Here is a 24,740-nt window from a genome sequence, read left to right on the forward strand (position 1 = left end):
AAGCGGGCCCGAGCCGGTATGTTCACGCTGAGCGCATTCGGGCGCGGCCGGGAAGAATGGCCTCACCTCCCGGTACCGCGGAGGACGTCGAGGTGCGGTGAGCGGCCCGAGAGGCGCATTCTTGCTGTGTTACCCCCCTGGTGGCGGGCGGACGAGGGCAGATCGATGACAGGGAGCGCCGAGCGTGAGGACCAGGCGCTGGACAGCCTGACCTCCCTGCTCAGTGACGCGGTGACGGACGCGATCCGGGCCGCCCGCGGCTTCGCGGGGGGCGTGTACCTGCGCTCCCGCACACCCGGCCTGCTGCGGCTCGCCGTACTCGCGGGGCTGCCGGGGCCCCTCTTTCGCCCCTGGTCACGGATGCACGTGGACCGGCCGTTCCCGGTCGCGGACGCCCATCGGCTCGGTGTCGAGGTGCTCCTCGCCGATCCGACGGAGACGATGCGCCGCTATCCGCAGCTCGCGGCGGGGCTGCCGTTCCAGTTCGGTTCGCTCTACGTGCCGGTCGTGAGCGACTCCACCCCGTACGGCGTCCTGACGGTGCTGCGCCCGCCCGCCTCCGACGCCACCGAGGTCCTGCCGGACCGCGACCGGATGACGGCGGTGGCGGCGGACCTCGGAGCAGCCCTGGCGAAGCTGGACAGGGACGGGTCCTCGGTCCTGTGGGACGGCGACCCCATCGGAACCCGGCCGCCGGTCGACGGCCCGTCCACCCGGTGCGTCGGGGGATTCACCTGGGATCCGGAGGACGGCACGCTGCTCGCGGACGACGCCCTGTGGGCGCTGCTGGAAATACCCCAGGAGGATTTCGCGGGCACCCCTGAGGCCTTCGCGGACGCGCTGGCCCACGACGAGCCCCGGTTGCTGCTGGCCGCCCTGCGCGAGACCGCCGCCGGCCGGCCCCCGCCCCATCCCCTGCCCGTACGGACCGGCAACGGCGGACTGCGGCTCCTCGAACTGTGGACAGCGGGAGGATCGGACGATCCGCCGTTCCGGGTCAGCGGCGCGCTCGTCGACCCGGGGCCGGGACCGGCGGCGGACGGGGCGGCCGACCAGCTCCCCGAGGGCGTCTTCTCGATCGACCGGATCGGGCTGATCACCTACGCCAACCCGCGTGCCGGCGAGCTGCTCGGCCGCCCGCGCGCCGAGCTGCTGGGGCGGCTGCTGTGGGACGCGGTGCCCTGGATGGACCACCCCGCCTACGAGGATCACCTGCGCAGCGCGCTGTTCTCACCGGACCCGGTGCACTTCCGGGCCCGCAGCCCGCTGGGACACGGCACCGCGACGACTCCGGGACACCTGACGGGAACCTGGCTGAGCTTCTCCGTCTATCCGGGTCCGCACGGGGTGACCTGCAAGATCACGCCTCTGGGACGGGCCTCGGGGGCCGCCGGGAATGCCCCGTTCGACCTGGAGGCGACGCAGGTCGCAGGGGCCGGGACCGAAGAGCCCGACACCGGTGCCCCGGGCACGGCACCGCAGTACCGGCCCATCGTTCTCGCGATCGCCCTGACCGAGGCGGTGACCGCGCGGCAGGTGTCCGAGGTGGTGATGCGCGAGCTGCTGCCCGCGTTCGGCAGCCGCCGCCTGGCCATCTATCTGCTCCAGGACCGCAGGCTCTATCTGGCCTGGGAGACCGGCTTCCCGCAAGGATTCCTCGCTCCCTTCGACGGTGTGGGCCTGGACGCCAAACTGCCCGGGGTCGAGTCGCTCACCAGCGGCCGGCCGCTCTTCTTCGAGTCGATGCAACAGCTCGCCGCCGCCTATCCGGGCATCTCCCTGGACGCCACCGTCGGCGCCCGTGCCTTCCTTCCGCTGATCGCCTCCGGACGACCGGTCGGCTCCTGCATCCTCGGGTTCGACCGGCCGCGCGACTTCAGCACCGAGGAACGTACGGTCCTCACCGCGCTCGCCGGGCTGATCGCGCAGTCCCTGGAACGGGCGAGGCGCTACGACAGCGAGGCGGCACTCGCCCGCGGGCTCCAGGAGGCCCTGCTGCCGCACCGGTTGTCGGCACACCCCCTCGTGGAGACCGCGGGCCGCTATCTGCCCGGCACCGTCGGCATGGACGTGGGCGGCGACTGGTACGACGTCGTCGAGGCCGGCGACGGACTCGCCCTCGTCATCGGGGACGTCCAGGGCCACGGCGTCCAGGCCGCCGCCACCATGGGTCAACTCCGCAGCGCGGTAAGGGCGTTCGCCCTCGGGGACCATCCTCCGGACGAGGTGATGAGCGGCACCAACCGGCTGCTCATCGACCTCGATCCGGGCCAGTTCGCGAGTTGCTGCTACGTCCGGGTGGATCCGTTGACCGGTGTCGCGCAGGCGGCGCGGGCCGGGCATCCGCAGCCGCTGCTGCGCCACCCCGACGGCCGCACCGAGGTTCTGGACCTGCCGGGCGGTGTGGTGCTGGGCGTGGACCCGCACGCCGACTACCCCGTGACGGACCTGGTGCTGGAGCCCGAGGCCGTACTGGCCCTGTACACGGACGGGCTGGTCGAGCGGCCCGGCACGGACATCGACGACGGGATCGAGGCCCTTCGCTCGACCCTGGCCGACGCGGACCCCCCGCGGCACCGCACGGCGGGCGGTCCGTCCCTGTCCAGCGCCGCCGATCTGCTCACCGCGGACGCCCGGAGGGCCAACGAACGCCCCGACGACATCGCGCTGCTGCTCACCACCCGCCGGCCGCCCGGCGAGGGGTGAACGCCCGGGGCGGACACCCGTCCGGACCGCTCACGGTGACACGGGCCGGACGGATGCCCGAGGGCCTGAGACGCATGTCAGTGGGCCCGACCGATGTCAGTAGGCCGGACCGATCCCAGTGGGCCCGACCGATGTCAGTGGGCCGCGTCCAGACGGGCCCGCTGGTCCGGAGTCAGTTCCAGGTCCACCGCGGCCAGGTTCTCCTCCAGCTGGGCCACCGAGGAGGCGCCGGCCAGCGGGATCACGGGCAGCTCGCCGCCCATCTGCCAGGCCAGCACGACCTGGTTGAGGGTCGCCCCCGTCTCCTTCGCCACCTCCTTGAGCACGGTGAGCCGGGCGGTGTTTCCCGGGTGGTCGTAGTCGGACGCAAGCGGCTTGTCCCGGCGCCCGTAGGCGCCGCCCAGCAGCGGCGAGTAGGCGACGAGCGTCAGCCCGGGCTCCGCCCCCAGGTAGCTGAGGAGTTCACCGGTCGCGGCGCCGAGTCCGCCCTCGGGGAAGAGCCCGCTGGGTACGTCGGAACGCGGGCGCAGCAGGCTGTGGTGGTACTGGAGGACCTCGTAGCCGGGCAGTCCGGCCAGGGCGGCCAGGGCGCGGGCCCGTTCCACACGCCAGACGGCGTGGTTGCTCACCCCGAGGAGTCCGACGCTGCCTGCCGCAACGAGTTCGGCGAACGCCTGGACGGTCTCGCCCGGTTCGACGGTGCGGTCCTCTATGTGCGCGTACAGAAGGTCGATCTTCTCCACGCCGAGGCGTTCCCGGCTCCGCTCGGAGGCCTCGCGGATCACCTTGGCCGACAGTCCCTCGGGGTTGTCGACGTAGCCGGTCCCCGGGGCGAGCGGGCGTGCGCCGAGCTTGGTCGCGAGGACGATCTCGTCGCCGACGCCCCGGCTGCGCCGCCAGCGTCCGAGCAGTTCCTCGCTCTGGCCGCCCTGCCCGCCGTCGGTCCAGAAGGCGTAGTTGTCCGAGGTGTCGATGAAGTTGCCGCCGGCCTCGGCATAGCGGTCCAGTACGGCGAACGACGTCTTCTCGTCGGTCAGTGAGCCGAACAGCATCGCGCCGAGCGCGAGCACACTCACCTCACGGCGGGTCGCCGGGTCCGTGCCGATCGTGCGGTAGCGCATGGTGTTCCCTCCCGTTCGGGCCCGAAGTCCCCGGGCCCGAACGGGAGTCTGGTCGTTGGAGTGCTCTTGAGGTCAAGCCTTGGCGAAGGGCCCCTCCAGGGCGGCCCACTGCAACAGCATGATCGTCTTGGCGTCCGCGATCTCCCCGGTGCGGATCATCGACAGGGCTTCACGGAAGGGCAGTTCGACCACCTCGATGTCCTCCCCCTCCTCGTCGAGTCCGCCGCCCTCGTGGGTGCGGGTGGACGGGCCGTAGGAGGCGGCGTAGAAACTCACCCGTTCGGTGACCGAACCCGGGCTCATGTAGACGTCGAAGACGTGTTCCACCGCGCCGACGGTGTGCCCGGTCTCCTCGATGACCTCGCGCCGTACGGCGTCCTCGGGGTGCTCGTCCTCCTCGTCGAGGAGGCCGCCGGGTGTCTCGACCAGCATGCCGTCCGGGTGCCCGTTGACATACACGGGATAGCGGAACTGCCTGGTCAGCAGCACGGTTTCACGCTCGGTGTCGTACAGCAGGAGGGTGGCTCCGTTGCCGCGGTCGTGGGTCTCGCGCTCCTGGGTGCTCCAGGTCCCGTCGGCCAGCTGGAGGTCGAAGGTGGTGGTGCGCTCCACGTACCAGTGGCAGGACAGAAGGTGCACGTCGCGGATCCTGACCCGGGGGTTGCCGGTCAGGTCGCGGCCCGTCCGGTCGAGTCCGGTCCGGCCCCGGCGGTCGGGGGTGTCGATGCCGGCGGTCATCGCGCGCGGGCCCGGCGGGCGCGGGAGTTGTCGTTCATGGGCACTGTCTACCATCCCGAGACCAAGGTCCTGGTCACAGCGGGGCTTCGCCCGTCTAGGCTCACGGCATGGAACAGACGGAGATCATCCTGCGCGCCATCGGCGTGCTCACCGAGACCAACGCCATGGTGCGCAGGATCGCCCAGGACGAGGAGGCCGGGGTCGAATCGGCCGAGAACAACCTGGGCGCTCTCGTCACCGAGGTGTTCCCGCGTGTCGAGGTGCCCGGTGACGCCGGTCCCGCCGAGGCGGGGCAGGCGGTCGCGAACGCCTACCTGCCCGCCGCCATCTCGCTGGTGGGCGCCTTCGCGTTCCTCTTCTCCGAGCTCGCCGACCTCCACGACTCCGGGCGCACCGACGTCTCGACGGCCGATCTGCTCCAGGACCTGGCCCTGCGCATGTCCCGGGCCGACAACGAGTAACCGCCGTCCGGCCCGGGCGCTTCCTCCCGCCCCGCTCCAGTCACCGGTCCCGCTCCACGTCACCGGTCCCGCTCCACGTCACCGGTCCCGCTCGACGCGCACCCCGGCCGGTCCCGGCCCGGGCTCCCCCGGCCGGCTCTCGACCGGGGGAGTCCGCGGCGGGGTCCGACGGACCGGTGCCGGATCAGGCGTGCGGAACGACCGCCACCGGGCAGGGCGCGTGATGCATCACCGCGTGGGCCACCGAACCGATCCGGACGCCCACCGCGGAGCGGTCGGCCCTGCGGCCGACGACCAGCAACTGGGCCCGGTCGGAGAGGGACAGGAGCACCTGGCCCGCGCTGCCCATCTCGATGTGCTGGGTGACGGGCACCTCGGGAAAGCGTTCGCGCCACGGCAGGAGGGCCTCGGCCAGCGCCTTCCTCTCGTACGGCTCCAGGCCGCCGGCCTCGTCGAGCATCTTCAGCGAACCGGGGCTGTAGGCGAACACCGGCGGCAGGCTCCACGCCCGTACGGCCCGCACCGCCGCGCCACGGGCCGCCGCGGTCTCGAACGCGAAACGCAGACCGGCGTCGTCCTCGGGTCCGCCCTGATGGCCCACGACGATCTCGCGCCCGCCCGCCTCGTCCTCGGGCCGGTCCTCCGAACGCACCAGTACCACCGGGCAGGCCGCCTCGGCGATCACCCGTTGTCCGACGGAACCGAGCAGGAAGCCGACGAACGCGCCGTATCCGCGCGAGCCGAGGACCAGGGTCTGCGTGTCGGCCGCGACGCCCAGCAACGCCTGCACCACGTCGCCGTCGACGGAGTCGATCACGTCGACCGTCACCGGCAGACCCTCGTGCCGTTCGGTGACCGTGCGGGCCGCGTCCTCGATCATGCTTCGGGCCGAGCGTGCCTGGTCCTCCCGGTCACCACCGCCGACCATGTCGTGCGGCGGCCAGTGCCAGGCGTACACCACCCGCAGGGCCACACCCCGGCGGACGGCCTCACGGCCTGCCCAGGCCAGCGCCGCCCTGCTCTCGGGTGATCCGTCCACGCCCACGGTGATCGGGGGGGTCATCCGCCTGCCTTCCGTCGCCGGCCCGTCTGCCCGGCCGGGTGCTCGTCCATCCTTGCGGTCCAGTCTCCGTCACCGGCGGGGACGGCGGACACACGACAGGAGATGGGGAGGGCTCGCTCCCGCACGGACCGACGGGCGTGACCCGGCCAGGGCTTGTCCGCCAGGCCCTACGCCGAGGCGCGGACCACGAGTTCCGGGTCGAAGATCAGCGACGTGGGTTCGGTGCGAACGCCCTGGATGTGCTCGTCCAGGAGGGCGGCCATCGCCGCGGCCATCTCCTCCACCGGCTGACGCACCGTGGTCAGCGGAGGGCGGCAGGTCACGGCCACGCTGGAGTCGTCGAAGCCGACGACCGCGACATCGTCCGGCACCTGTCTGCCCCGCTCCCGCAGCAGTTGGCACACGCCCTGGGCCATCAGGTCGTTGGCGGCGAACACCCCGTCCACGTCCGGGTGTTCGGACAGCAGCCCGGACATCGCCGCCATACCGCTGTCCAGCGTGAACCCGCCCTCGGCGACCGGGACGTACGGGTGTCCGCTGCGGGCCATCGTGTCGCGGAACCCGGCGAGCCGGTCCTGGCTCGCGGCGACGCCGAGCGGCCCGGTGACGGTGACGATCCGCCGGCACCCCCGGTTCAGCAGGTGTTCGGCCGCCAGCCGCGCCCCCTCGCGGTGGGCGAGATCGACATAGCTGAGCCGCACGGGGCGGGAGGGCCGGGCGAAGAGGACGGCGGGCAGACCCGCGTCGGCGAGCAGGGCGGGCAGCGGGTCGTCGGCGTGGGTGGAGACGACGAGGGCGCCGTCCGCGCTGCCCTGCCGGAGGTCGGCCAGCACCTGGCTCCTGGTCTCCGCGGATTCGGCGAACATCAGCAGCGGATGCATCGAGCGTGGACGCAGGTACCCCACCACGCCGCTGACGACCCGTCCGAAGAAGGGGTCCGCGAACACCCGCGCGGCGAAGGCGTTCTGTGCCTCCCCCGGGGTGTCGCCCGCGCCGGAGACGATCAGCGCCACCGTCTGGCTGCGCCGGGTCACCAGCGATCTGGCGGCCCGGTTGGGCGCGTATCCGGTCCGGTCGATGGCCTGGCGCACCACCTCCTGGATCCCGGGGTCGACATTGCGGACACCGTTGATGACCCGGGACACGGTCGCGCGGGAGACTCCGGCCACCCGCGCGACATCCTCCAGCGTGGGAGCCTGTCTGCTCATGGCGGCACCCTAACGGCACGGCACCGCCCGGGGATAGAGCGCTCTCCCCGACCCCCGGCGCTCAGCCGGGGGGCCGGACCAGGGCGGTGGCCGTCAGCGGCAGGGCGCCCGCGGAGCTGCCGGCGAGCACACGGTAGGCGCCGGGCCGCGTGCGCCACGCGTGTTCGTCCTCGGCCCAGTGGCGCAGCGCCCGGGGCGGTATCCGCACCGACGCCGTCGCCCGCTCGCCCGGTTCGGCGCTCACCGCGGCATACCCGGCGAGCCGGCGTTCCGGGCGGTCCGGCGGTCCGGGGGGCCCGGCGAGATAGACCTGGACGACCTCGCGTCCGCGCCGGGGACCCGTGTTGCGTACGTCGACCCGCACGGTGAACGGCTCGCCGGCCACGATGTCGTCGGGGACGCCCAGCCCCTCGTACGCCCAGGTGGTGAAGCCGAGTCCGTGCCCGAACCAGTAGGCGGGTTCGCGGTCGTGGCGTGCCCAGGCGCGGTAGCCGATGTGCAGGCCCTCGGTGTAGTCGAGGTGTCCGTCCTCGGGCCGGGTGCGGGTGACCGGCGCGTCGGCGAGGGTCGCCGGCCAGGTCGTGGGCAGCCGCCCGCCGGGTTCGGCTCGGCCGAACAGCACGTCGGCGAGGCCCGCGCCGCCCTCCTGGCCGGGGAACCAGGTCAGCAGGACGGCACCGGCCGCCGCGCGCCAGGGCAGTTCGACCGGTCCGCCGCTGTTGACGACGACGACCGTCCGCGGTTCGGCGGCGGTCACCGCGCGGACCAGCTCGTCCTGGCGTCCGCCGAGCCCGAGGTCCGTCCGGTCGTATCCCTCGGACTCGCCGTGTTCGGTGGTGCCGACGACCACGATCGCCGCGTCCGCGTCGCGGGCCGCCCGCACCGCGTCGGCCAGGGCCGGACCGTCGTCGGGGGGTGGCGGGGCCGCGGTGACGACGGTGGCCCGCCCGGTGCCCGGGGCGAGTTCGCGGCGGGCCACCACGCGCACCGCACGTCCCGCCGTGAGCAGGACGGGCGCACCGTGGACGGGCGGGTTCACGTGGACGACCGCCGGATCGTCGGTCTCCTTGCCGAACTCCCCTTCCAGGACGACGCGTTCGTCGACCGTGATGCTCAGGCGCCCGAACCCGCCGACCCCGAGCGTCCACCGCCCCGAGATCCCCGGAAGCAGAAGGGCGGCGATCTCGACGGTGTGCGCACCCGGCGGCAGCGGCGGCTCCAACTGGCGCCCGCCGAGGCGGTGTTCGGAGAGCAGTTCACACCCCGCCGCGTCGAGCACCCGCAGCCGGACACCGGGGTCGCCGGTTTCCGGATCGGCGCACAGGTCCGGGGTCAGGGGTGCCGCGGGCGCGGCGGTCGAGGGGCCCGGCACATGGACGACCCGCACGCCGTCGCCGAGCGCGGCCCTGATCCCCTCCAGCGGAGTGACGACCCGCTCGGGGAAGACTCCCGCGCTGCCGCCGCCCTGGACACGCGGCAGGACCGCGTGCGCGCCGATCACCGCGACGGTGCGCAACCGGGCGGGATCGAGCGGGAGGACACCGCGATTGCGCAGCAGGACGGTGCTCGCGGCCGCGGCCCCGCGCAGCAGCGCGCGGGCCTCGCTCCGGCCGGTGGCGGGCGGGGTGTCCCGCGGCGGCTGCCCCAGCGCGCCGCACGCGGCGGCGAGCCCGAGCAGCCGCCGCACCTTGTCGTCGACGGCGTTCCGCGGAACGCGCCCCGCTTCCACCGCCCGCACCAGTTCCTCGCCGAAGGCGCTCTCCGGTCCCGGCATCGCGAGGTCGAGGGCGGCGCGGGCTGCCGGTTCCCCGGACCGCACCGCGCCCCAGTCGGACACCACCACGCCGGTGAAGCCCCACTCCCCCTTGAGGGGTTCGTCGAGCAGGGAACTGGCGGTCATCGTGGTGCCGTTGACGCCGTTGTACCCGGCCATGACGACCCGGACGCCGGCCTCGACGGCCGCCTCGAACGGTGCCAGATACACCTCCCGCAGGACCCGCTCGGACACCCGTACGTCGACGGTCAGCCGGTCGGTCTCGGAGTCGTTGGCCACGTAGTGCTTGGCGGTGGCGGCCACTCCGTGTGCCTGGATGCCCCGGATCAGCGCGGCGCCGGTGCGGCCGGTCAGTTCGGGGTCCTCGGAGAAGCACTCGAAGTGCCGCCCGCCGAGCGGTGTCCGGTGGAGGTTGAGGGTGGGTGCGAGGACGACGTCGACACCCTTGCGGCGCGCCTCGGCGGCGAGCAGCCCGCCGAGACGCTCCACCCGTTCCTCGTCCCACAGGGCGCCGAGCGCGGACGCCGAAGGCAGCAGCAGGGCCGGATCGCGCTCGTCCCAGGACTGCCCGCGCACTCCGGCGGGACCGTCCGACAGGACCATCTCCCTCAGTTCCAGGGCTGGTTCGGCCCTGGTGCGCCAGGTGGTCGCACCGGTGAGCAGCCGGACCTTCTCGCGGAGGGTCAGCTTGCCGAGGAGCCGTTCGCGTTCCGCCTCGTCGTCCGTCTTCTCCGTCAAGTGCGGCCTCATTCCCGGGAGAGCGCTCTCCCCATCGGTGTTCGACTCAGTTGTAGACGCCGAACTCGTAGAGCGAGTAACCCCATCCGGTTCCTCGCGCGGTGCCGTTCACCCGTACGTAGCGGCCGGCCCCGGTGACATCGAGGTCGTCCACGCCGCCGTTGCCGTCGGTGACCGTGCGGACGGTGGTCCAGTTCTGCCCGTCGTCCGAGGTCTGCACGGTGTAGGCCCTGGCGTACGAGGTCTCCCAGACCAGTTGCACATGGCGGAACGAGATTCGGGTACCGAGGTCGACCCGCAGCCACTGGGGATCGCTCCAGTCGCTGGCCCAGCGGGTGTTGAGGCTGCCGTCCACGGCACCGGCCGCGGTGCAGGGGCAGTCGCCGCCGCCGGTCTGGAACGAGGAGGCGGTGGCCGGCCGGCCGAGCGCGATGTTCGTTCCGCTCGGGGTGGGCGGCACCACGCGCACGGACCGGGTCTCGACACCGACGTTGCCCTTGCCGTCCTTGACCTTGACGTAGACCTTCCAGACTCCGGGCCGGTCCGGCGCGGTGACCCGGAGTCGGCCGCCGCCGAGGTCGGTGAAGGGCAGCGGGTTCAGCTGTTTGCCCTGGTCGATGTACATGCTGTTGTCCAGCACCTCGTACGTGACCGGATCACCGTTCGGGTCCGTGGCCTTGACGGAGAGAGTGAGGTCGCGCCCCGCGGGCACCTTGCCCGCGTCTCCCTCCACGGTCAGGTCGGAGATGACCGGCGGGGTGTTGTCCCGGGAGGTGTCCGCGCCGTACGCCTTCTTCACGGCGTAGTACGACAGCCGTTTCTCGCCCGCGGGCAGCAGGTTGAACCAGATGCCGCCGAAGTCGTACTCGGTCCCGTAGTGGAACATCGTGGCGCCGAGCGCGACGCCCTGGTGTCCGGTGACGCAGTTCCACGCCCGGGTGTAGCCGTCGGCCTTCGCCCGGTCGGCCGGTTCGGCGGGGACGCCGTTGGCGTCGTCCGGCACCTCCCACTCGCCCGCGGGACCGGTTTCGGTGACGATGTAGGGCTTGGTGTAACCACCTTGCTGCCAGGCCGACTTGATGTCACAGACCGCGTTGTAGGCGTTGACCGCGTACAGGTCGAGATCGGGCGCGTTCCGCTTGTAGTAGGGCCAGGCGCCGGTCCACGCGTCGGTCGAGGTGACGGGGTGGTCGGGGTCGGCGGCGTGGATCTTCTTGGCGATGTCGTTCACGAGGGTGGTGTAGGCGTCCCGTTGGCGCTCCAGCTCGGCGCCGCTGTAGCAGTTCTGGAGTCCGAGCACGGACTCGTTCCCGACATCCCACATCAGGACGCCTGGGTTGTCCTTGTAGGTGGCGGCCCATTGGGGGAACTCGGTGAGTACCTGGTTCTTGTAGCCGGTGTCCGTCAGATAGTTCACACAGCCGCCGCTGCCGGGACCGCCTCCGGGCTGCAGCCAGAAGCCGGCGATCACCTTGATGCCCTGGGCCGCGGCCGCGTCGAGGAGCGGCTTGCTGGAGGCGTCGGTGCCCCAGGTGCGGACGGTGTTGACGCCCATCGACTTCAGGTCGGGCATGTAACGCCCGGCGTCGGCGACGGCCGGGCCCCAGGTGAGGCCCTTGATCTGGTACGGGCTTCCGTCGACGGTCAGCTGCCAGTTGCCCTGCGAGCCGGTGACCTTGACGACGCCGCCGGCGGCCTGCGCGGGCTGGGAGGGCAGCGCGACGAGGGCTCCCGCGGCGAGCAGGCCCGCGGTGACGGGCGCCGTGATGCGGCGCCGGGTGGTACGGGATCCGGTCATGAGTGTCCGTCCGGTGTGCGGGTGAGGGGGGAAGATCAGGTATGTGGACCTGGTGGTCCGGGAGGTGGCGCCTCAGGGAAGCCGGTAGTTCGCGTCGAGCGCCGCGCCCGCCTCGGGGTGCGTCTGGTCGTAGCCGCGGGCGTCGCACTGGAGCCCGCCGACGACGCAGTGGTCGACGAGGGCCTTGAGTGTCGGCGCGTCCCACGCGTTGAAGAAGTCGTAGTGGAACGAGTAGCCGGCGCCGCTCGCCAGCCTGACCTGAGACATGTCACCGTTGACCGGGAAGGCCATCTTGAACTCGATCATCGGCAGGGCGACGGGGTGATCGTCCGGGCAGATGTTGTTGTTCGTGCCGGGATTGACCACCGGATACGCCATGTGGCTCTGGTGGTTGGGGGTGTCCAGGTACTTGCCGTCCCAGCAACTCGGCGCCTGGAACCGGATGTTGAGCTGGACGTCGGCCCTGTTCGGACACTGCTGCGGGAAGTCGACGTTGAAGAAGCTGTCGCCGCACTCCCAGCCCTCCACGAAGCCGCGGTGGTTGCGGAAGTCGGCCGCCGACTGCAGGGGACTGCCGACGACGAAGCGCAGACCCTTCGGGAAGGAACGCACGCTGGTGTAGTCGGTGACCCCTGCCTTGTAGTAGATGACCTGGGGGCCCACCGGCAGCACGGGCGTGTTCCCCTTGAGCAGGGTCGGCATCCAGTAGGCCGACTTGTCACCGGGGGCCCTGCAGGTGGTCCCGCCGGAGTCGAGCGAGGCGGTGGTGCTAGCCGCGTTCGTGGTGGTGTTGCCCATGAAGGTGTGGTCGTGCGACTTGCCCGGCTGGCCGGGGTAGACGATCGGGTCGTCCGGCCGGGTGTGGGACACCGAACAGTTCGCCTGGAACTCGTGGAAGTACCGGTGCGTCGGCTCCGCCTTGGAGGGGACGACCCCGGTCACCGGCGGGTTCGCCGGGATGTACCCGTCGCCGTCCGGGTCCTCCGGCGAGGCGAGCGTCGAGGCTGCCATCACATGACCGGTGTGGACGGTCGTGGACCCGGCCGTGGAGGCCGGGGCACCGGCCGCCGGGTCGGCGCTCATCGCCACTCCGGCCAGGCCGAGCGAGGTCAGCACCAGCGCGCCGGACATCAGGATTCCTGAAACGATCTTCGATCTCCGTGCCATGGAGACCTCCTGCCACGTCGATGGGGACGGTGGGGGTCGGACGGCCGTGAGCGGCGATGAGCACAGTGCCGCCGGGCCGCCCGCGTGACGGTCCATCACATGTGCCGAGGGAACGGGAGAGCGCTCTCCCGTTCGAGGAGTGTTGTGGCGGTCGCGCGGGAGTGTCAAGGGAGTTGACGAAGGATCACGCGACAGTCGTGCGCTCACCTCTTGAATACAGCTCCGAACCCGTCATCGATCTTCGAGTGGACCCATGGAGCAATGAACTATCCCAAATCCACACCGTGTTGCCTCTTCGCCGTGCAACAACATCCGGGACTGCGGTCACAACTCTTGACGCGTGGTTCACCTGGATGAAGCATGCATCGGCGAGAGAGCGCTCCCCCGTACCTCCCATCGTTCACTTTCTGAACCAGGAGAGTCGCCCCCCATGCCTCCAACCCCCACAGACGTCCCGGACTCCGGCCGTTCCCCCGTCGCGCGGCGCACCGTCCTCGGAGCGATGGCGGCCGGCGCGGCGGCGCCCGGACTGCTCGCGCTGTCCTCACCGGCGTCCGCCGTGCCCGCCTCGCCCGCCGAGTCCGCCTCCCCCGCCCGGCAGCCGTCGGCGCTTCCCGGCGGCGGTGATCTCGGCCCGAACGTCATCGTCTTCGACCCTTCGACGCCGGGCATCCAGGCCAGGCTCGACCAGATCTTCCGGCAGCAGGAGTCGGCGCAGTTCGGCACGGGCCGCTACGCGTTCTTCTTCAAGCCGGGCACGTACAACGGGCTCAACGCCCAGCTCGGCTTCTACACCTCGATCGCGGGCCTCGGTCTGTCACCGGACGACACGACGATCAACGGTGACGTGACCGTCGACGCCGGCTGGTTCAACGGCAACGCCACCCAGAACTTCTGGCGTTCGGCGGAGAACCTCGCGCTCAGCCCGGTCAGCGGCACCAACCGGTGGGCGGTGGCGCAGGCCGCCCCGTTCCGTCGTATGCACGTCAAGGGCGGCCTCAACCTGGCGCCCGACGGTTACGGCTGGGCCAGCGGCGGTTACATCGCCGACAGCCGGATCGACGGCTCGGTCGGACCGTACTCGCAGCAGCAGTGGTACACCCGCGACAGTTCGGTGGGCGGCTGGGTCAACGCCGTCTGGAACATGGTGTTCTCGGGCGTCCAGGGGGCGCCCGCCCAGTCCTTCCCGAACCCTCCGTACACGACGCTCGACACCACACCGGTGTCGCGCGAGAAGCCGTTCCTGTATCTCAACGGCAGTGAGTACCGGGTGTTCCTGCCCGAGAAGCGCACCAACGCACGCGGCGTCACCTGGGGCAACGGAACCCCGCGCGGCTCCTCCCTGCCGCTCGGCCAGTTCTACGTGGCCAAGCCCGGTGTCACCGCCGCCACCCTGAACGCCGCGCTCACGCAAGGACTCCATCTGCTGCTGACACCGGGGATCTACCACCTGGACCAGCCGATCCAGGTGAACCGCGCGGGAACCGTGGTCCTCGGTCTCGGCTACGCCACGCTGATCCCGGACAACGGCGTCACCGTGCTCAGGACGGCCGACGTGGACGGCGTCCGGCTGGCCGGCTTCCTGATCGACGCCGGGCCGGTCAACTCCACGACCCTCCTGGAGATCGGTCCGGCCGGGGCCTCGGCGGACCACTCGGCCAATCCCACCACCGTGCAGGACGTCTTCGTCCGCATCGGCGGAGCCGGCGCCGGCAAGGCCACGACCAGCATGGTCGTCAACAGCCGGCACACGATCATCGACCACACCTGGATCTGGCGGGCCGACCACGGCACCGGCGTCGGCTGGGACACCAACCGGGCCGACTACGGCATCCGCGTCAACGGCGACGACGTCCTGGCCACGGGGCTGTTCGTCGAGCACTTCAACAAGTACGACGTGCAGTGGTACGGCCAGCGGGGCCGCACGATCTTCTTCCAGAACGAGAAGGCGTACGACGCGCCGAACCAGGCCGCCATCCAGAACGGGAGCGTCAAGGGATACGCGGCCTACAAGGTCGCCGACTCCGTGACCACCCATGAGGGCTGGGGCCTGGGCAGTTATTGCTACTACAACGTCGCTCCGACGATCGTCCAGCACCACGGCTTCGCGGCGCCGAACCGGCCGGGCGTGAAGTTCCACAATCTGCTGGTTGTCTCACTGGGCGGCAACGGGCAGTACGAGCGCGTCATCAACGACACGGGCGCCCCCACCTCGGGCACCTCCACCGTGCCGTCCACCGTGGTCTCGTATCCCTGACCGTTCCCGTCCGCGCGGCTTCCACCAGCGCGGCCCGGGAAGCCCGTCCCCGACAGGAGGACGGGCTTCCCGGGGCGAGGGCGTGGCCGACGCCCGTGTTCGCCCGCGTCGCCCGCGTCAGTAGCGCTGGGCCTTGACCAGCACGGCGGTGAGCTGGGGCTCCGCGGGCTGCCTGCTGATCACGATCGGCGTCGCCTTCTTCCCCGGCTCCAGGTTCTCCTTGCCCACGAACTTCGTCTCCACGACCTTGCCGTCGGGGTTCTTGAAGTCGACCTGCACGGCGTACGAGGCGGTCTTGCCGGTCGTGTTGGTGATGGTGACGAGGACGGCCCGCAGCCCGCCGGTCTCCGCCGTGGGCACGCCCTTCATGCTGACGTCGGACGTCGCGTTGCCGCTGCCCTGGACGTTCTTGAGCTCCTTCTCGGCGGTGGCCGCGGCGCGGACGGTGTCGGCGGACACCGAGGCCGCGAACTCCGAGGCCCTGGCTTCCACGGAGGCCGCCGCCGACGACGCCCGCTCGCTGGCCGACGCGATGATCGAGGAGGCCGCCGAGGCGATGGCGGAGGGTGCCGACCCCGTGAAGTCGGACGCGTTCGGCGGGGTGATGGAGGCCGTACTGCTGCCACCGCCGTCGTCCGAGCTGCACGAGACGAGAACGGAGCAGCACACGATCGCGGACAACAGGGCAGCGGCACGCCGTGATCCGCTCCGGCCGTGGGGAACACGTCTGCTCATGGGGGCTCGTCCTCTTCCTGCCGCACGGGGGACACGGGGGCTCGTCCTCTTCCTGCCTTACGGACTCCCTCATGCTCCGCGCCACGCCCGGCCACGGCGAACCACGGGGGCCCATTGGGGTGGCGCACGACGGGTTCAGCCCCCGTGCCGTGCCCCGTCGAGCCACGCGTCCGAGACCGCCAGGGCCGCCGCCATGATGCTGAGCTGCGGGTTGACCTCCGGGCAGGACGGGAGGACGGAACCGTCGGCGACGAGGACTCCGCGGACACCGCGGAGCCTGCCCTCGGGGTCGGCGGGTGCCCGTTGCGGATCGTCGCCCGCGGCCACGGTGCCGGTCGGGTGGAACGCCGACACGTGCAGATCACGTGCCCCGGCCGAGGTGAGCAGTTCGTCGAGCGCGTCGAGTGAGCGGGCGCGGGGCGCGCGGGGGATTCCGGTGAGGACCTCCGTCGCCCCGGCGGCGAAGAGCAGGCGGCCCATGGCGCGTACGGCGGTCATCAGGCGGTCGCCGTCGCGGGGGTCGAGGTCGTAGCGGACGAGCGTGCGGTCCCGGCCCCTGACCTGTCCCGAGGGACGGTCGGCGATCATGGCGCCGAGAGTCGCCAGATGATCCGATCCCTCCAGTTCGCGCCGCAGTTCCCGGCCGAGGCCGGGCAGGACGAAGCTGCTCATGCCGGGTGGGCTCGCGGTCGCCTCGAGGAGGATCCCCTGTGCGTGGAGTTCCTCGACCCCGACGCTCTGGAGCACGCCCCGCCAGGCCGTCACGGGTTCGGTGAAGCGTCCGGCGACGCTGGTCGCCGGGTGCACGCTGAGGTTGCGGCCCAGGCGGGGATGTCCGCCGAGGCCCGAGCGGCGCAGCAGGGGCGGGGTCTGGAGGGTGCCGGCGGCCGTCACGACGAGGGGGCTGAGGATCTCCAGTTCGCCGCCGTCGGGGCGGCGCGCCCGGACTCCGGCGGCGCGTGGCGGGCCGGGAACGTCGTGGTCCAGCAGGATGCGGTGGACCCGCGCGCCGGTGACGATCCGGGCGCCGGCGGCGCAGGCGTCGGGCAGGACGGACAGCTGCACGCTCTGCTTGGCTCCGGTGGGGCAGCCCACGACGCACTGGCAGGAGCCCTTGCAGCCGGGGGCGTTGCGGCGCAGTGGGGCGGCCCGCCAGCCGAGGCGTCCGGCGCCGGTGAGGGTGAGCAGTCCGTTGTTGCCGAGGACATCGAGGGGCTGGGGTGCCACGCGCAGGGTGCGCTCGGCCTCGTCGAGGAAGGGGCTGAGGCGGTCGGCGAGCGCGAACCCGAACACGCTCCGCCAGCGCTCCCGTACGTGGTCCGGTGTGCGGTAACAGGTGCCGGAGTTGACCACGGTGGTGCCGCCGACGGCGCGGCCGACGGGCAGCAGGACGGGCGGCCTGCCGAGGGCCACCGTGGCGCCGCCGTCCCGGTACAGCTCGGTGAACCGGTCGAGGGGCGCCCGGCGGCCGAAGGAGGCCGTCGGGTGGTGCCTGCCCTCCTCCAGGACGACGACGTCCAGCCCGGCGCGCGCGAGGGTACGCGCGGCCATGGCGCCGCCCGCGCCGGAGCCGACGACGACCGCGTCGGCGGTGGTGCGGGCGGGCCATTCCTCGGCCGGTGTGCAGTCGAGCGGCGGATCCTGAGGGGCGGGCCCGGGGGCGGGCCGGACCTGGGTCCGTTCGGTGCCGGCGGCCAGCAGGACGGGAATCTTGAGCAGGTCGAGGAGCGGGGCGAGCCGGGGTCGCCGGGCCAGCGAGCGGAGTACCTCCTCGCGTTCCTCGGGGCGAAGCGCCGCCAGACGCCTGCCGGTGCGTGCGAGGGCGTACGACTCCACGGCGGCGACGGCGGTGCGTACCGCGGCGCGGGCGGGCCGGGGAAGTCCTGCGAGCACGGAATCGAGGCGGTGCGGCACACGGGCGGGCCATGCGGGGCCGCCCTCGTCGGCGAGCAGCGCGGCGACGAGCCCGTCGGCGGTCATCGTTCGCCCGCCTCGGCGTGGGCGGTGCCGTCGAGTTCCCAGGTGGCTTCCGGACGCCAGTGGCCCCACCAGCGTTCCAGGACGATGCGGGCGTCGGCGGACTCACTGTTGCGACAGACGGCGCGGGCGCCGTCCGGGTCGCGGTATTCGAGGGTGAGGGTCCGTTCCGGGGGCTGGCGCACCTCGACGCGGATGCGGCGCAGGGCCGTGCGGCCGGTGACCGTCCACTCGGGCAGGCCGATGGCGGCCCGGAAGCGGCCGAGTCCCGCCCGGCCGATGGCCGAGCGCTCCGGTCGCCGCGGCCAGGTGCGGCCGTCCCGGCGCAGGCGCAGGAAGACCAGCGGGGGCAGCCGGCGCAGGGCGGGCCGGGTGGACACGGCGGCGACGATCTCCAGGACGTCTCCGTCGCCGAGGTCCGCGTGCAGCCAGGTCCACCGGTGCGCGTTGCCGTGCCCGTAGATCCGGGCCGAGGCTCCGGGTGCGGCGACCAGGTTCAAGGTCGTTTCCCCGTACGAGAATTCGCCCTCGTACGTGGCACGGGCGGCCGGCAGCATCTGGGCCGCGGGCAGCACGGGGCGGCGCCAGGACCAGCGAGGGAAGGTGAACAGTGGTGTTCCCTGCGGTTGTTCGAGGAGTCTCCAGTGGAAGTCGCCCGCGCTGCCGGTGAGTTGTCCGCCGCCGCTGGTGACGTCCTCGGCCGTGAATCCGTCGGCCGGCCGGGTCCAGGGGACGGGTCCGAAGCGGGCGTGCCGTACCTCGCCCTCGCGGGGGAACACCGCGGCCCAGCCGTGGGCGAACGGCTCGGATCCGTCGGCGGGTGCGGTGAGTTCGTGGTGCAGCCAGACCCCGCTGCCGGTCGCCGGGTCGGTGAGGGTGGTGTACCAGACCTCGGTGCGGCCCGGGGTGCCGTTCCATCGCGGGGCCGCGTGTTCCGCCGGGTCCTCGCGGCGCGGGAAACGGAATCCGAGCAGGAAGGGGAGAAGGCCGGTGGCCAGGGGAAAGCGCAGGACGCCCTCGCCCACCCGCGCCGGGCCCTCGTGGACGGTGAACCGCAGCACGGTCATGGAGGTGAGGGGACGGCGGGGCGTGACCGACTTCCAGCCGTCCAGGGTGAGGCGGCGCCCGTCGGCGGTGAAGGTGAGCCGGTAGCGAATGCGCCGCCGGGCGATCGGCGACACCTCCAACTCGCCCTCCGCGAGCGGGTCGTCGGTGTGTCCGGCGATGCGTACCCGGCCGGTGAGGCGGGCCGGGGTGGTCCGGTGCGGGAGCAGGACCTGGTCGGCGACGGCGCGCAGGTCGAGCCGGATGCGCCGGTGCCCCGGTTCGCCGTCGAGGCGGACGGTGCCGAGCATCGTCTCCGTGAACCTCGTGCCCCTCACTTGAGGCCGTCCAGCATGATGCGTTCGGTGGCCCGCAGATAGGTGTCGGCCGCCTCGTGCGCTCGCCGGGCGTCACCGGCGGTGACGGCCTCCACGACGGGTGCGAGCCGCTCGTAGGCGGCCTCCGCGTCGGCGAAGGGGCCCTTGAGCAGGGAACGGACCGGCAGGTAGGCGTTGAAGAGGGTGTTCGTGAGCAGGACGTACACGCGGTTGCCCGTGGCGCGGGCCAGCGCGCGGTGCACCTCGACGTCGGCCAGCTGGACCGCGTCGGTGCCCTCGGCCCGCCGTACGGCCGCGAGCAGCGCGCCGAGTTCGGCCCGTTGGGGGCGGGTGCCACGCTCGGCGGCCCGCTCGGCGATCAACGCGCCCACCCCGCGCCGCACTTCGAACACCTCGTGCACCCAGCCGGCGTCGTGCCGCACGAGCATGGGCAGGAGATCCGCCCCGCCGAGCCGGGCGTAGTCCCGCACCCGGGTGCCCACTCCGTGCCGGGTCTCCAGCAGTCCGGCCTGCACGAGCCGCCCGAAGGCGTGCTTGAGCGTGGTGCGCGTGACGCCGTACCCGTCGGCCAGCCGCCGCTCGGGGGGAAGGTAACTCCCCGCCGGATGACGGCCGTCGAGTATGTCCGTCCGCAGCCGGTCCTCCAGGACGTCCACGATGGTCTCGCGGGGCAGAGCCTCCACGTTTCCCCCTCCGGGCAAGTGGCTGAGTGGATGAGCCACTGAACCAGCGACCACCCCTGGGGGTCAACCCCTCGCGAGCGCTCAACCCGCCCCACCTCGAGGCGAGTTGGACCGGACCAATGCTGTGCGAATCGTTGACACGCCTGCCGTCCGGCAGGATTCTGAGAGCGCTCTCAAAAGGAAGCGGACGAGCCGCGTCCGCGTGCATCCACCTCGCTGAACCCCCACATCAAGGAGGCAGAGAGTGCGCGTACACATCAGATGGCCCGCCTGGGCGTTGGCCTGCGCCACGTTCGCCGCGGCACTGCTCACCTTCGGCGCGCCCTCCCGCGCCGAAGCCGCGGTCCCGGCGACCATCCCCCTCACGTTCACGAACAACTCCGGCCGCGGTGACCAGGTCTACATCTACGACCTCGGCACCGAGCTCTCGACCGGACGGCAGGGCTGGGCCGACGCGAACGGCACCTTCCACGCGTGGCCCGTGGGCGGCAACCCGCCGACGCCCGCGCCCGACGCGTCGATCACGGGACCGGCCAACGGTCAGTCGAAGACGATCCGGCTCCCCAAGTTCTCCGGGCGGCTCTACTTCTCCTTCGGGCAGAAGCTCGACTTCCGGGTGACGACCGGCGGTCTCGTGCAGCCGGCCGTCCAGAATCCGAGCGACCCGAACCGCAACATCCTCTTCAACTGGTCCGAGTACACGCTCAACGACTCCGGCCTGTGGATCAACAGCACCCAGGTCGACATGTTCTCCGCCCCGTACGCGGTCGGAGTCAAGCTCGCCGACGGGACCACGAAGAGCACCGGGCACCTCAAGGCCGGCGGCTACAACGGCTTCTTCAACGCGCTGCGCAGTCGGCCGGGCGGCTGGGCGAACCTCATCCAGACCCGGCCCGACGGCACGGTGCTGCGGGCGCTCGCCCCGGGGCACGGCATCGAGGCGGGCGCGCTCCCGGCCGGCGTCATGGACGACTACATCAACCGCGTCTGGCAGAAGTACGGTTCGTCGACGCTGACGGTGACACCCTTCGGCGACCAGCCGAACACCAAATACTTCGGCCGGGTCTCCGGTGGCGTCATGAACTTCACCAACAGCTCCGGAGCCGTCGTCACCAGCTTCCAGAAGCCGGACTCGGACAGCGTCTTCGGCTGCTACAAGCGGCTCGACGCGCCCAACGACCTGGTGCGCGGGCCCATTTCACGCACGCTGTGCGCGGGATTCAACCGCACCACGCTGCTGACCAACCCCAGCCAGCCGGACACCTCGTCCGCGAACTTCTACGCGGACGCGGTGACCAACCAGTACGCCCGCGCCATCCACGCCCAGATGGCCGACGGCAAGGCCTACGCGTTCGCGTTCGACGACGTCGGGAACCACGAGTCCCTCGTCCACGACGGCAATCCGCAGCAGGCGTTCGTCACGCTGGACCCGTTCAGCTGACCGACGCCGCGTCGCGGGGGCGGGAGCGGGGTCGGGTCCCGGGCGGGAACCGTGTCCGCCCCCGCCCCCGTGTCCGTCCCCGCGCCGCGTCGCCCGGACCGCCCTGGGCATGGGTCTCCGTCAGCGGCCTCGTCCGTCGTCGCCGGGGTCCAGACAGTGCACGGGGACCCGCTGGACCAGGTTGTTCACGAAGCCCCCGCGGTTCCACGGCTGTTCGACCGGCTGTGTGTGGCCTTCGGCATCGGTGGCGCGCGCACTGAGGACATGACGGCCGGGGGTCGCCGTCCACGTGAAGCTCCACGCGCGCCAGGCCCACCGGTCGGCGTTCGGCGGGTCCAGCCGTGCCGGGTGCCAGGAGCGCCCCTCGTCCGTGCTGACCTCGACGCCGGTCACGGGCGCGCGCCCCGACCAGGCCCGACCCGTCAGGGTGACGGCGCCCGGCGGGACCGCCCGCTCCCGCGACATGAAGTCGGGGAAGCCCGGCGGGACCAGAAGGGCGCGCGGGGCGATCCGGGTGACCGGCTCACCCTCGTCGGAGGCCTCCTGTCGCAGCCGGTACGCGACGGTCTGCTGGAATCCCCGGAACGGCGCGCTCGTCACCGTGATGTCCCGGAGCCACTTCACGTGCGCCATGCCGTACCAGCCCGGCACCACGAGCCGCAGGGGATGCCCGTGCTGCGGTGGCAGCGGGGCTCCGTTCATCGCGTAGACCACCAGGACCTCGGGCTCTTCGCCGCGGGCCACGTCCAGCGGAAGGGCACGCTGGTAGTCCTGCTCGACCCCGCGTTCCACGCCGTGATCGGCTCCGGTGAACACCACGTCCACCGCGTCCGGTTCGACCCCGGCCTCGGAGAGCAGCAGACGCAGCGGCACACCCGTCCACTCGGCCGTTCCGACCGCCTCCACCAGCCACGGCTGGCTGACCGGCCGGGGTGTCAGCAGGGCGCGCCCGTTGCCCGCGCACTCCATGGTCACCCGCTGCCTCACCGCGGGATACGCCTTCAGCTCGTCGACTCCGAGCAGCAGGGGGCGCTGCACCCGCCCGCCGAGAACGAGCTGCCAGGAGGCCTCTTCGGCGTACGGGATGTCGTAGTGCGTCAGCACATAGTGCAGCCCCGGCGGTGTGACCTCGTAGCGCAGGGCCTCCAGCGGCAGTCCGTGGTTCCGGGCGGCGAGGGCCAGCTCCTGGGCGCTGATGCCCTCGTCCGGTCCGGCCAGCCGGGCTGGTGCGCTCATGTCCTCGAGGCGTTGACCCATGAGCCCATTGTCCGCCCGCCCGGGGCGGGGCCGCTAGACGGAGCGCGGGCGCGGGGTGACGCTCCGGTCGACCAGGTCGCGCCAGCCGGACTCCAGACGCTCCAGCGGCATACCGCGCTGGCGGGTCAGATGGCCGATCAGCGCGGGGTCGAGGTATCCCATCAGGGTCTGGGCGACGAGCTCCGTGTCCGTGTCCGGCCCGGAGCCGGTCTGCCGCAGCAGCATGCACACGTGCATGAAGCGGACCCGGAACGGCGCGGAGGTGAAGCGGCGGGTGACCTCGGGTTCGGCGGCGAGGTACAGGTCGAGCTGTTCGGAGGTCTGGCGCAGGGTGTGGCATCCGAAGGCGTGCAGGCGCTCCACCGGTGGTGCGCCGGGGCCGAGCGGGGCCGGACCGCTGATGAAGGCGGTCTGGAAGCGCTGCTCGGTGTGGTCGAGCAGCGCCATCAGCAGGCCGGTGCGGTCGCCGAAGCGCCGGAAGACGGTCCCCTTGCCCACCGCCGCCGCGCAGGCGACGCCTTCCATGGTGAGCCTGGTCACTCCCTGCTCCTCGACCAGCCGCGCGGCGGCCTCCAGCAGGCGCGCGCGGTTGCGGGCGGCGTCGGCGCGCAACGGGGCTTCCTCAGGTGCGGTGAGCTGCATGAGGACGGGCTCTCCGGGCGACTCCGGTCGCTTCGGAAACGGCGGAAGTGGCTGGGACATGAAGCAAGCGTAACGGCATCCGGGGTCAACTGGACTGCGGTCCGCTTCGGTGGTAGACCTTAAGCGGACTTCGGTCCGTTTTATTACGGCAGTGTTTCAGCGATTCCACCCCCCGGGAGATATCCATGTCCGTACGCATCCTCGCCCTCGTCGGCAGCCTGCGCGCCGGTTCCCACAACCGTCAGCTCGCCGAGGCGGCCGTCAAGCTCGCCCCGGAGGGTGCCGAGGTCGAGCTCTTCGAGGGCCTGGCCGAGATCCCCTTCTACAACGAGGACATCGACGTCGAGGGCGCCGTGCCCGCCGCCGCCGCCCGGCTGCGCGCCGCGGCCGGCGAGGCCGACGCGTTCCTGCTCTTCTCGCCGGAGTACAACGGCACCATTCCGGCCGTCCTCAAGAACGCCATCGACTGGCTGTCGCGTCCGTACGGCGCCGGCGCCTTCAGCGGCAAGCCGGTCGTCGTGGCCGGCACCGCGTACGGCCAGTTCGGCGGCGTCTGGGCGCAGGACGAGGCCCGCAAGGCCGTGGGCATCGCCGGCGGCACCGTGCTGGAGGACGTCAAGCTCTCCGTCCCCGGCTCCGTGGTCCGCTTCGCCGAGACGCACCCCGTCGACGACGCCGAGGTCGCGGCGCAGCTCTCCGAGGTCCTGAACCGGCTGCACGGCCACGTCGGTGCGCCCGCTGCCTGACAACTCCCTTGTGGGCCGGTCCGGTTGACCCGGACCGGCCTTCGGCATGTCGTCACTCGGTCACCGTTCGTCCCAAGATCGCCACGACTCTGGCGGAGCCTCACCCTCCGCGACAGGATGCCCGCATGAAGAGCGATCTCTTTTCCAGTGACCACATCGTGCAGCCGGCCGTGGCGGCGGGCATGACCGTCCAGAACGCGAAGTCCATCAAGTACGCGGTCCAGGGCGAGATGTTCGCGCGCCAGGGCGCGATGGTCGCCTACCGGGGCAGCCTCCAGTTCGAGCGCAAGGGCCAGGGCGTGGGCGGCATGCTCAAGCGCGCTGTCACGGGTGAGGGACTTCCGCTGATGACCGTCCGCGGGCAGGGCGAGGCCTGGTTCGCGCACGAGGCACAGAACTGTTTCATCGTGGGCATCGAACCCGGCGACGTGTTCACGGTCAACGGCCGCAACGTCCTGTGCTTCGACGCCTCGCTGTCGTACGAGATCAAGACCGTCAAGGGCGCGGGCATCACCGGCGGCGGTCTGTTCAACAGCGTCTTCACCGGTCACGGCAGCCTGGGGCTGATATGCGAGGGCAACCCGCTCGTCATCCCCGTCTCCCAGCAGCAGCCGGTGTTCGTCGACACCGACGCGGTCGTCGGCTGGACGGCGCATCTGCGCACCTCGCTGCACCGCTCGCAGTCGATCGGCTCGATGATCCGCGGGGGTTCGGGCGAGGCGGTGCAGCTCAAGCTGGAGGGCGAGGGCCATGTGGTCGTACGTCCCAGTGAGGCGACGCCGCAGAAGACGCAGCAGCACTGAATCCGGGCAACGGCGAGGGGGCCCGCCGGCCGGCGGGCCCCCT

Annotated in this window: 19 protein-coding genes; 6 read left to right on the top strand and 13 right to left on the bottom strand. The window is 72.0% G+C overall.

Annotation, left to right across the window (positions count from 1 at the left end; genetic code table 11):
* The first annotated feature begins 165 nt into the window (after positions 1 to 165).
* Positions 166 to 2,706, top strand: coding sequence for a SpoIIE family protein phosphatase (locus OG410_RS04035; RefSeq protein ID WP_329297830.1), 2,541 nt, complete (start codon positions 166 to 168; stop codon positions 2,704 to 2,706).
* 134 nt (positions 2,707 to 2,840) lie between these two features.
* On the opposite strand, the gene OG410_RS04040 is transcribed toward OG410_RS04035, so the two are convergent.
* Both OG410_RS04040 and OG410_RS04045 read right to left on the bottom strand, forming a co-directional pair.
* On the bottom strand, positions 2,841 to 3,827 hold the full coding sequence (locus OG410_RS04040; protein ID WP_329297831.1) for an aldo/keto reductase: 987 nt from the start codon (positions 3,825 to 3,827) through the stop codon (positions 2,841 to 2,843).
* 72 nt (positions 3,828 to 3,899) lie between these two features.
* The gene (locus tag OG410_RS04045; RefSeq protein ID WP_326791085.1) at positions 3,900 to 4,565 is read right to left on the bottom strand and encodes an NUDIX domain-containing protein; all 666 of its coding nucleotides are present in this window, start codon (positions 4,563 to 4,565) and stop codon (positions 3,900 to 3,902) included.
* Positions 4,566 to 4,672: 107 nt separating this feature from the next.
* On the opposite strand from OG410_RS04045, the gene OG410_RS04050 reads away from it, so the two are divergent.
* Positions 4,673 to 5,026: a hypothetical protein gene (locus OG410_RS04050; RefSeq protein WP_329297832.1), complete on the top strand. Its 354-nt coding sequence runs from the start codon at positions 4,673 to 4,675 to the stop codon at positions 5,024 to 5,026.
* 184 nt (positions 5,027 to 5,210) lie between these two features.
* Here the strand turns inward: OG410_RS04050 and OG410_RS04055 are convergent, their stop codons facing one another.
* The 5 genes from OG410_RS04055 to OG410_RS04075 all read right to left on the bottom strand — a co-directional run bounded on the left by OG410_RS04055 (position 5,211) and on the right by OG410_RS04075 (position 12,774).
* On the bottom strand, positions 5,211 to 6,089 hold the full coding sequence (locus tag OG410_RS04055; protein ID WP_329297833.1) for a universal stress protein: 879 nt from the start codon (positions 6,087 to 6,089) through the stop codon (positions 5,211 to 5,213).
* Between the two features lie 167 nt (positions 6,090 to 6,256).
* Positions 6,257 to 7,297, bottom strand: coding sequence for a LacI family DNA-binding transcriptional regulator (locus OG410_RS04060; protein ID WP_329297834.1), 1,041 nt, complete (start codon positions 7,295 to 7,297; stop codon positions 6,257 to 6,259).
* 61 nt (positions 7,298 to 7,358) lie between these two features.
* Positions 7,359 to 9,821, bottom strand: a complete 2,463-nt coding sequence (locus tag OG410_RS04065; RefSeq protein ID WP_329297835.1) for a glycoside hydrolase family 3 C-terminal domain-containing protein — start codon at positions 9,819 to 9,821, stop codon at positions 7,359 to 7,361.
* 34 nt (positions 9,822 to 9,855) lie between these two features.
* Complete coding sequence (locus OG410_RS04070; RefSeq protein ID WP_329297836.1) at positions 9,856 to 11,607, bottom strand: discoidin domain-containing protein; 1,752 nt, start codon at positions 11,605 to 11,607, stop codon at positions 9,856 to 9,858.
* A 72-nt stretch (positions 11,608 to 11,679) separates the two neighbouring features.
* Positions 11,680 to 12,774, bottom strand: coding sequence for a DUF1996 domain-containing protein (locus OG410_RS04075; protein WP_329297837.1), 1,095 nt, complete (start codon positions 12,772 to 12,774; stop codon positions 11,680 to 11,682).
* Between the two features lie 430 nt (positions 12,775 to 13,204).
* Between OG410_RS04075 and OG410_RS04080 the strand changes: the two genes are divergently transcribed.
* On the top strand, positions 13,205 to 15,031 hold the full coding sequence (locus tag OG410_RS04080; RefSeq protein WP_329297838.1) for a coagulation factor 5/8 type domain-containing protein: 1,827 nt from the start codon (positions 13,205 to 13,207) through the stop codon (positions 15,029 to 15,031).
* Positions 15,032 to 15,148: 117 nt separating this feature from the next.
* Here the strand turns inward: OG410_RS04080 and OG410_RS04085 are convergent, their stop codons facing one another.
* The 4 genes from OG410_RS04085 to OG410_RS04100 form a co-directional block, all read right to left on the bottom strand.
* A complete protein-coding gene (locus OG410_RS04085; protein WP_329297839.1) occupies positions 15,149 to 15,766 on the bottom strand; it encodes a hypothetical protein in 618 nt (205 codons plus the stop codon).
* A 135-nt stretch (positions 15,767 to 15,901) separates the two neighbouring features.
* The gene (locus OG410_RS04090; protein WP_329297840.1) at positions 15,902 to 17,746 is read right to left on the bottom strand and encodes a GMC family oxidoreductase; all 1,845 of its coding nucleotides are present in this window, start codon (positions 17,744 to 17,746) and stop codon (positions 15,902 to 15,904) included.
* Positions 17,743 to 19,125, bottom strand: coding sequence for a hypothetical protein (locus tag OG410_RS04095; protein ID WP_329297841.1), 1,383 nt, complete (start codon positions 19,123 to 19,125; stop codon positions 17,743 to 17,745). Before OG410_RS04095 ends, OG410_RS04090 begins: the two co-directional genes overlap by 4 nt.
* Positions 19,122 to 19,808, bottom strand: a complete 687-nt coding sequence (locus OG410_RS04100; RefSeq protein WP_329297842.1) for a FadR/GntR family transcriptional regulator — start codon at positions 19,806 to 19,808, stop codon at positions 19,122 to 19,124. The genes OG410_RS04095 and OG410_RS04100 overlap by 4 nt, the downstream gene beginning before the upstream one ends.
* 277 nt (positions 19,809 to 20,085) lie before the next feature.
* Between OG410_RS04100 and OG410_RS04105 the strand changes: the two genes are divergently transcribed.
* Positions 20,086 to 21,249 carry a glycoside hydrolase family 64 protein gene (locus OG410_RS04105; RefSeq protein ID WP_443063875.1) on the top strand — a complete coding sequence of 388 codons (1,164 nt, stop codon included), beginning with the start codon at positions 20,086 to 20,088 and terminating at the stop codon, positions 21,247 to 21,249.
* Between the two features lie 120 nt (positions 21,250 to 21,369).
* Here OG410_RS04105 and OG410_RS04110 read toward each other — a convergent pair whose 3' ends face one another.
* Both OG410_RS04110 and OG410_RS04115 read right to left on the bottom strand, forming a co-directional pair.
* Complete coding sequence (locus OG410_RS04110) at positions 21,370 to 22,506, bottom strand: sulfite oxidase (protein WP_329297843.1); 1,137 nt, start codon at positions 22,504 to 22,506, stop codon at positions 21,370 to 21,372.
* A 33-nt stretch (positions 22,507 to 22,539) separates the two neighbouring features.
* A complete protein-coding gene (locus tag OG410_RS04115) occupies positions 22,540 to 23,208 on the bottom strand; it encodes a TetR/AcrR family transcriptional regulator (RefSeq protein WP_329297844.1) in 669 nt (222 codons plus the stop codon).
* A 125-nt stretch (positions 23,209 to 23,333) separates the two neighbouring features.
* On the opposite strand from OG410_RS04115, the gene OG410_RS04120 reads away from it, so the two are divergent.
* Entirely contained in the window at positions 23,334 to 23,894 is a 561-nt protein-coding gene (locus tag OG410_RS04120) for an NAD(P)H-dependent oxidoreductase (protein ID WP_326789720.1), read from the top strand.
* Between the two features lie 125 nt (positions 23,895 to 24,019).
* A complete protein-coding gene (locus OG410_RS04125) occupies positions 24,020 to 24,697 on the top strand; it encodes an AIM24 family protein (RefSeq protein ID WP_329297845.1) in 678 nt (225 codons plus the stop codon).
* Positions 24,698 to 24,740: the final 43 nt, after the last annotated feature.

The sequence above is a fragment of the Streptomyces sp. NBC_00659 genome, assembly GCF_036226925.1.
Lineage (GTDB): Bacteria > Actinomycetota > Actinomycetes > Streptomycetales > Streptomycetaceae > Streptomyces.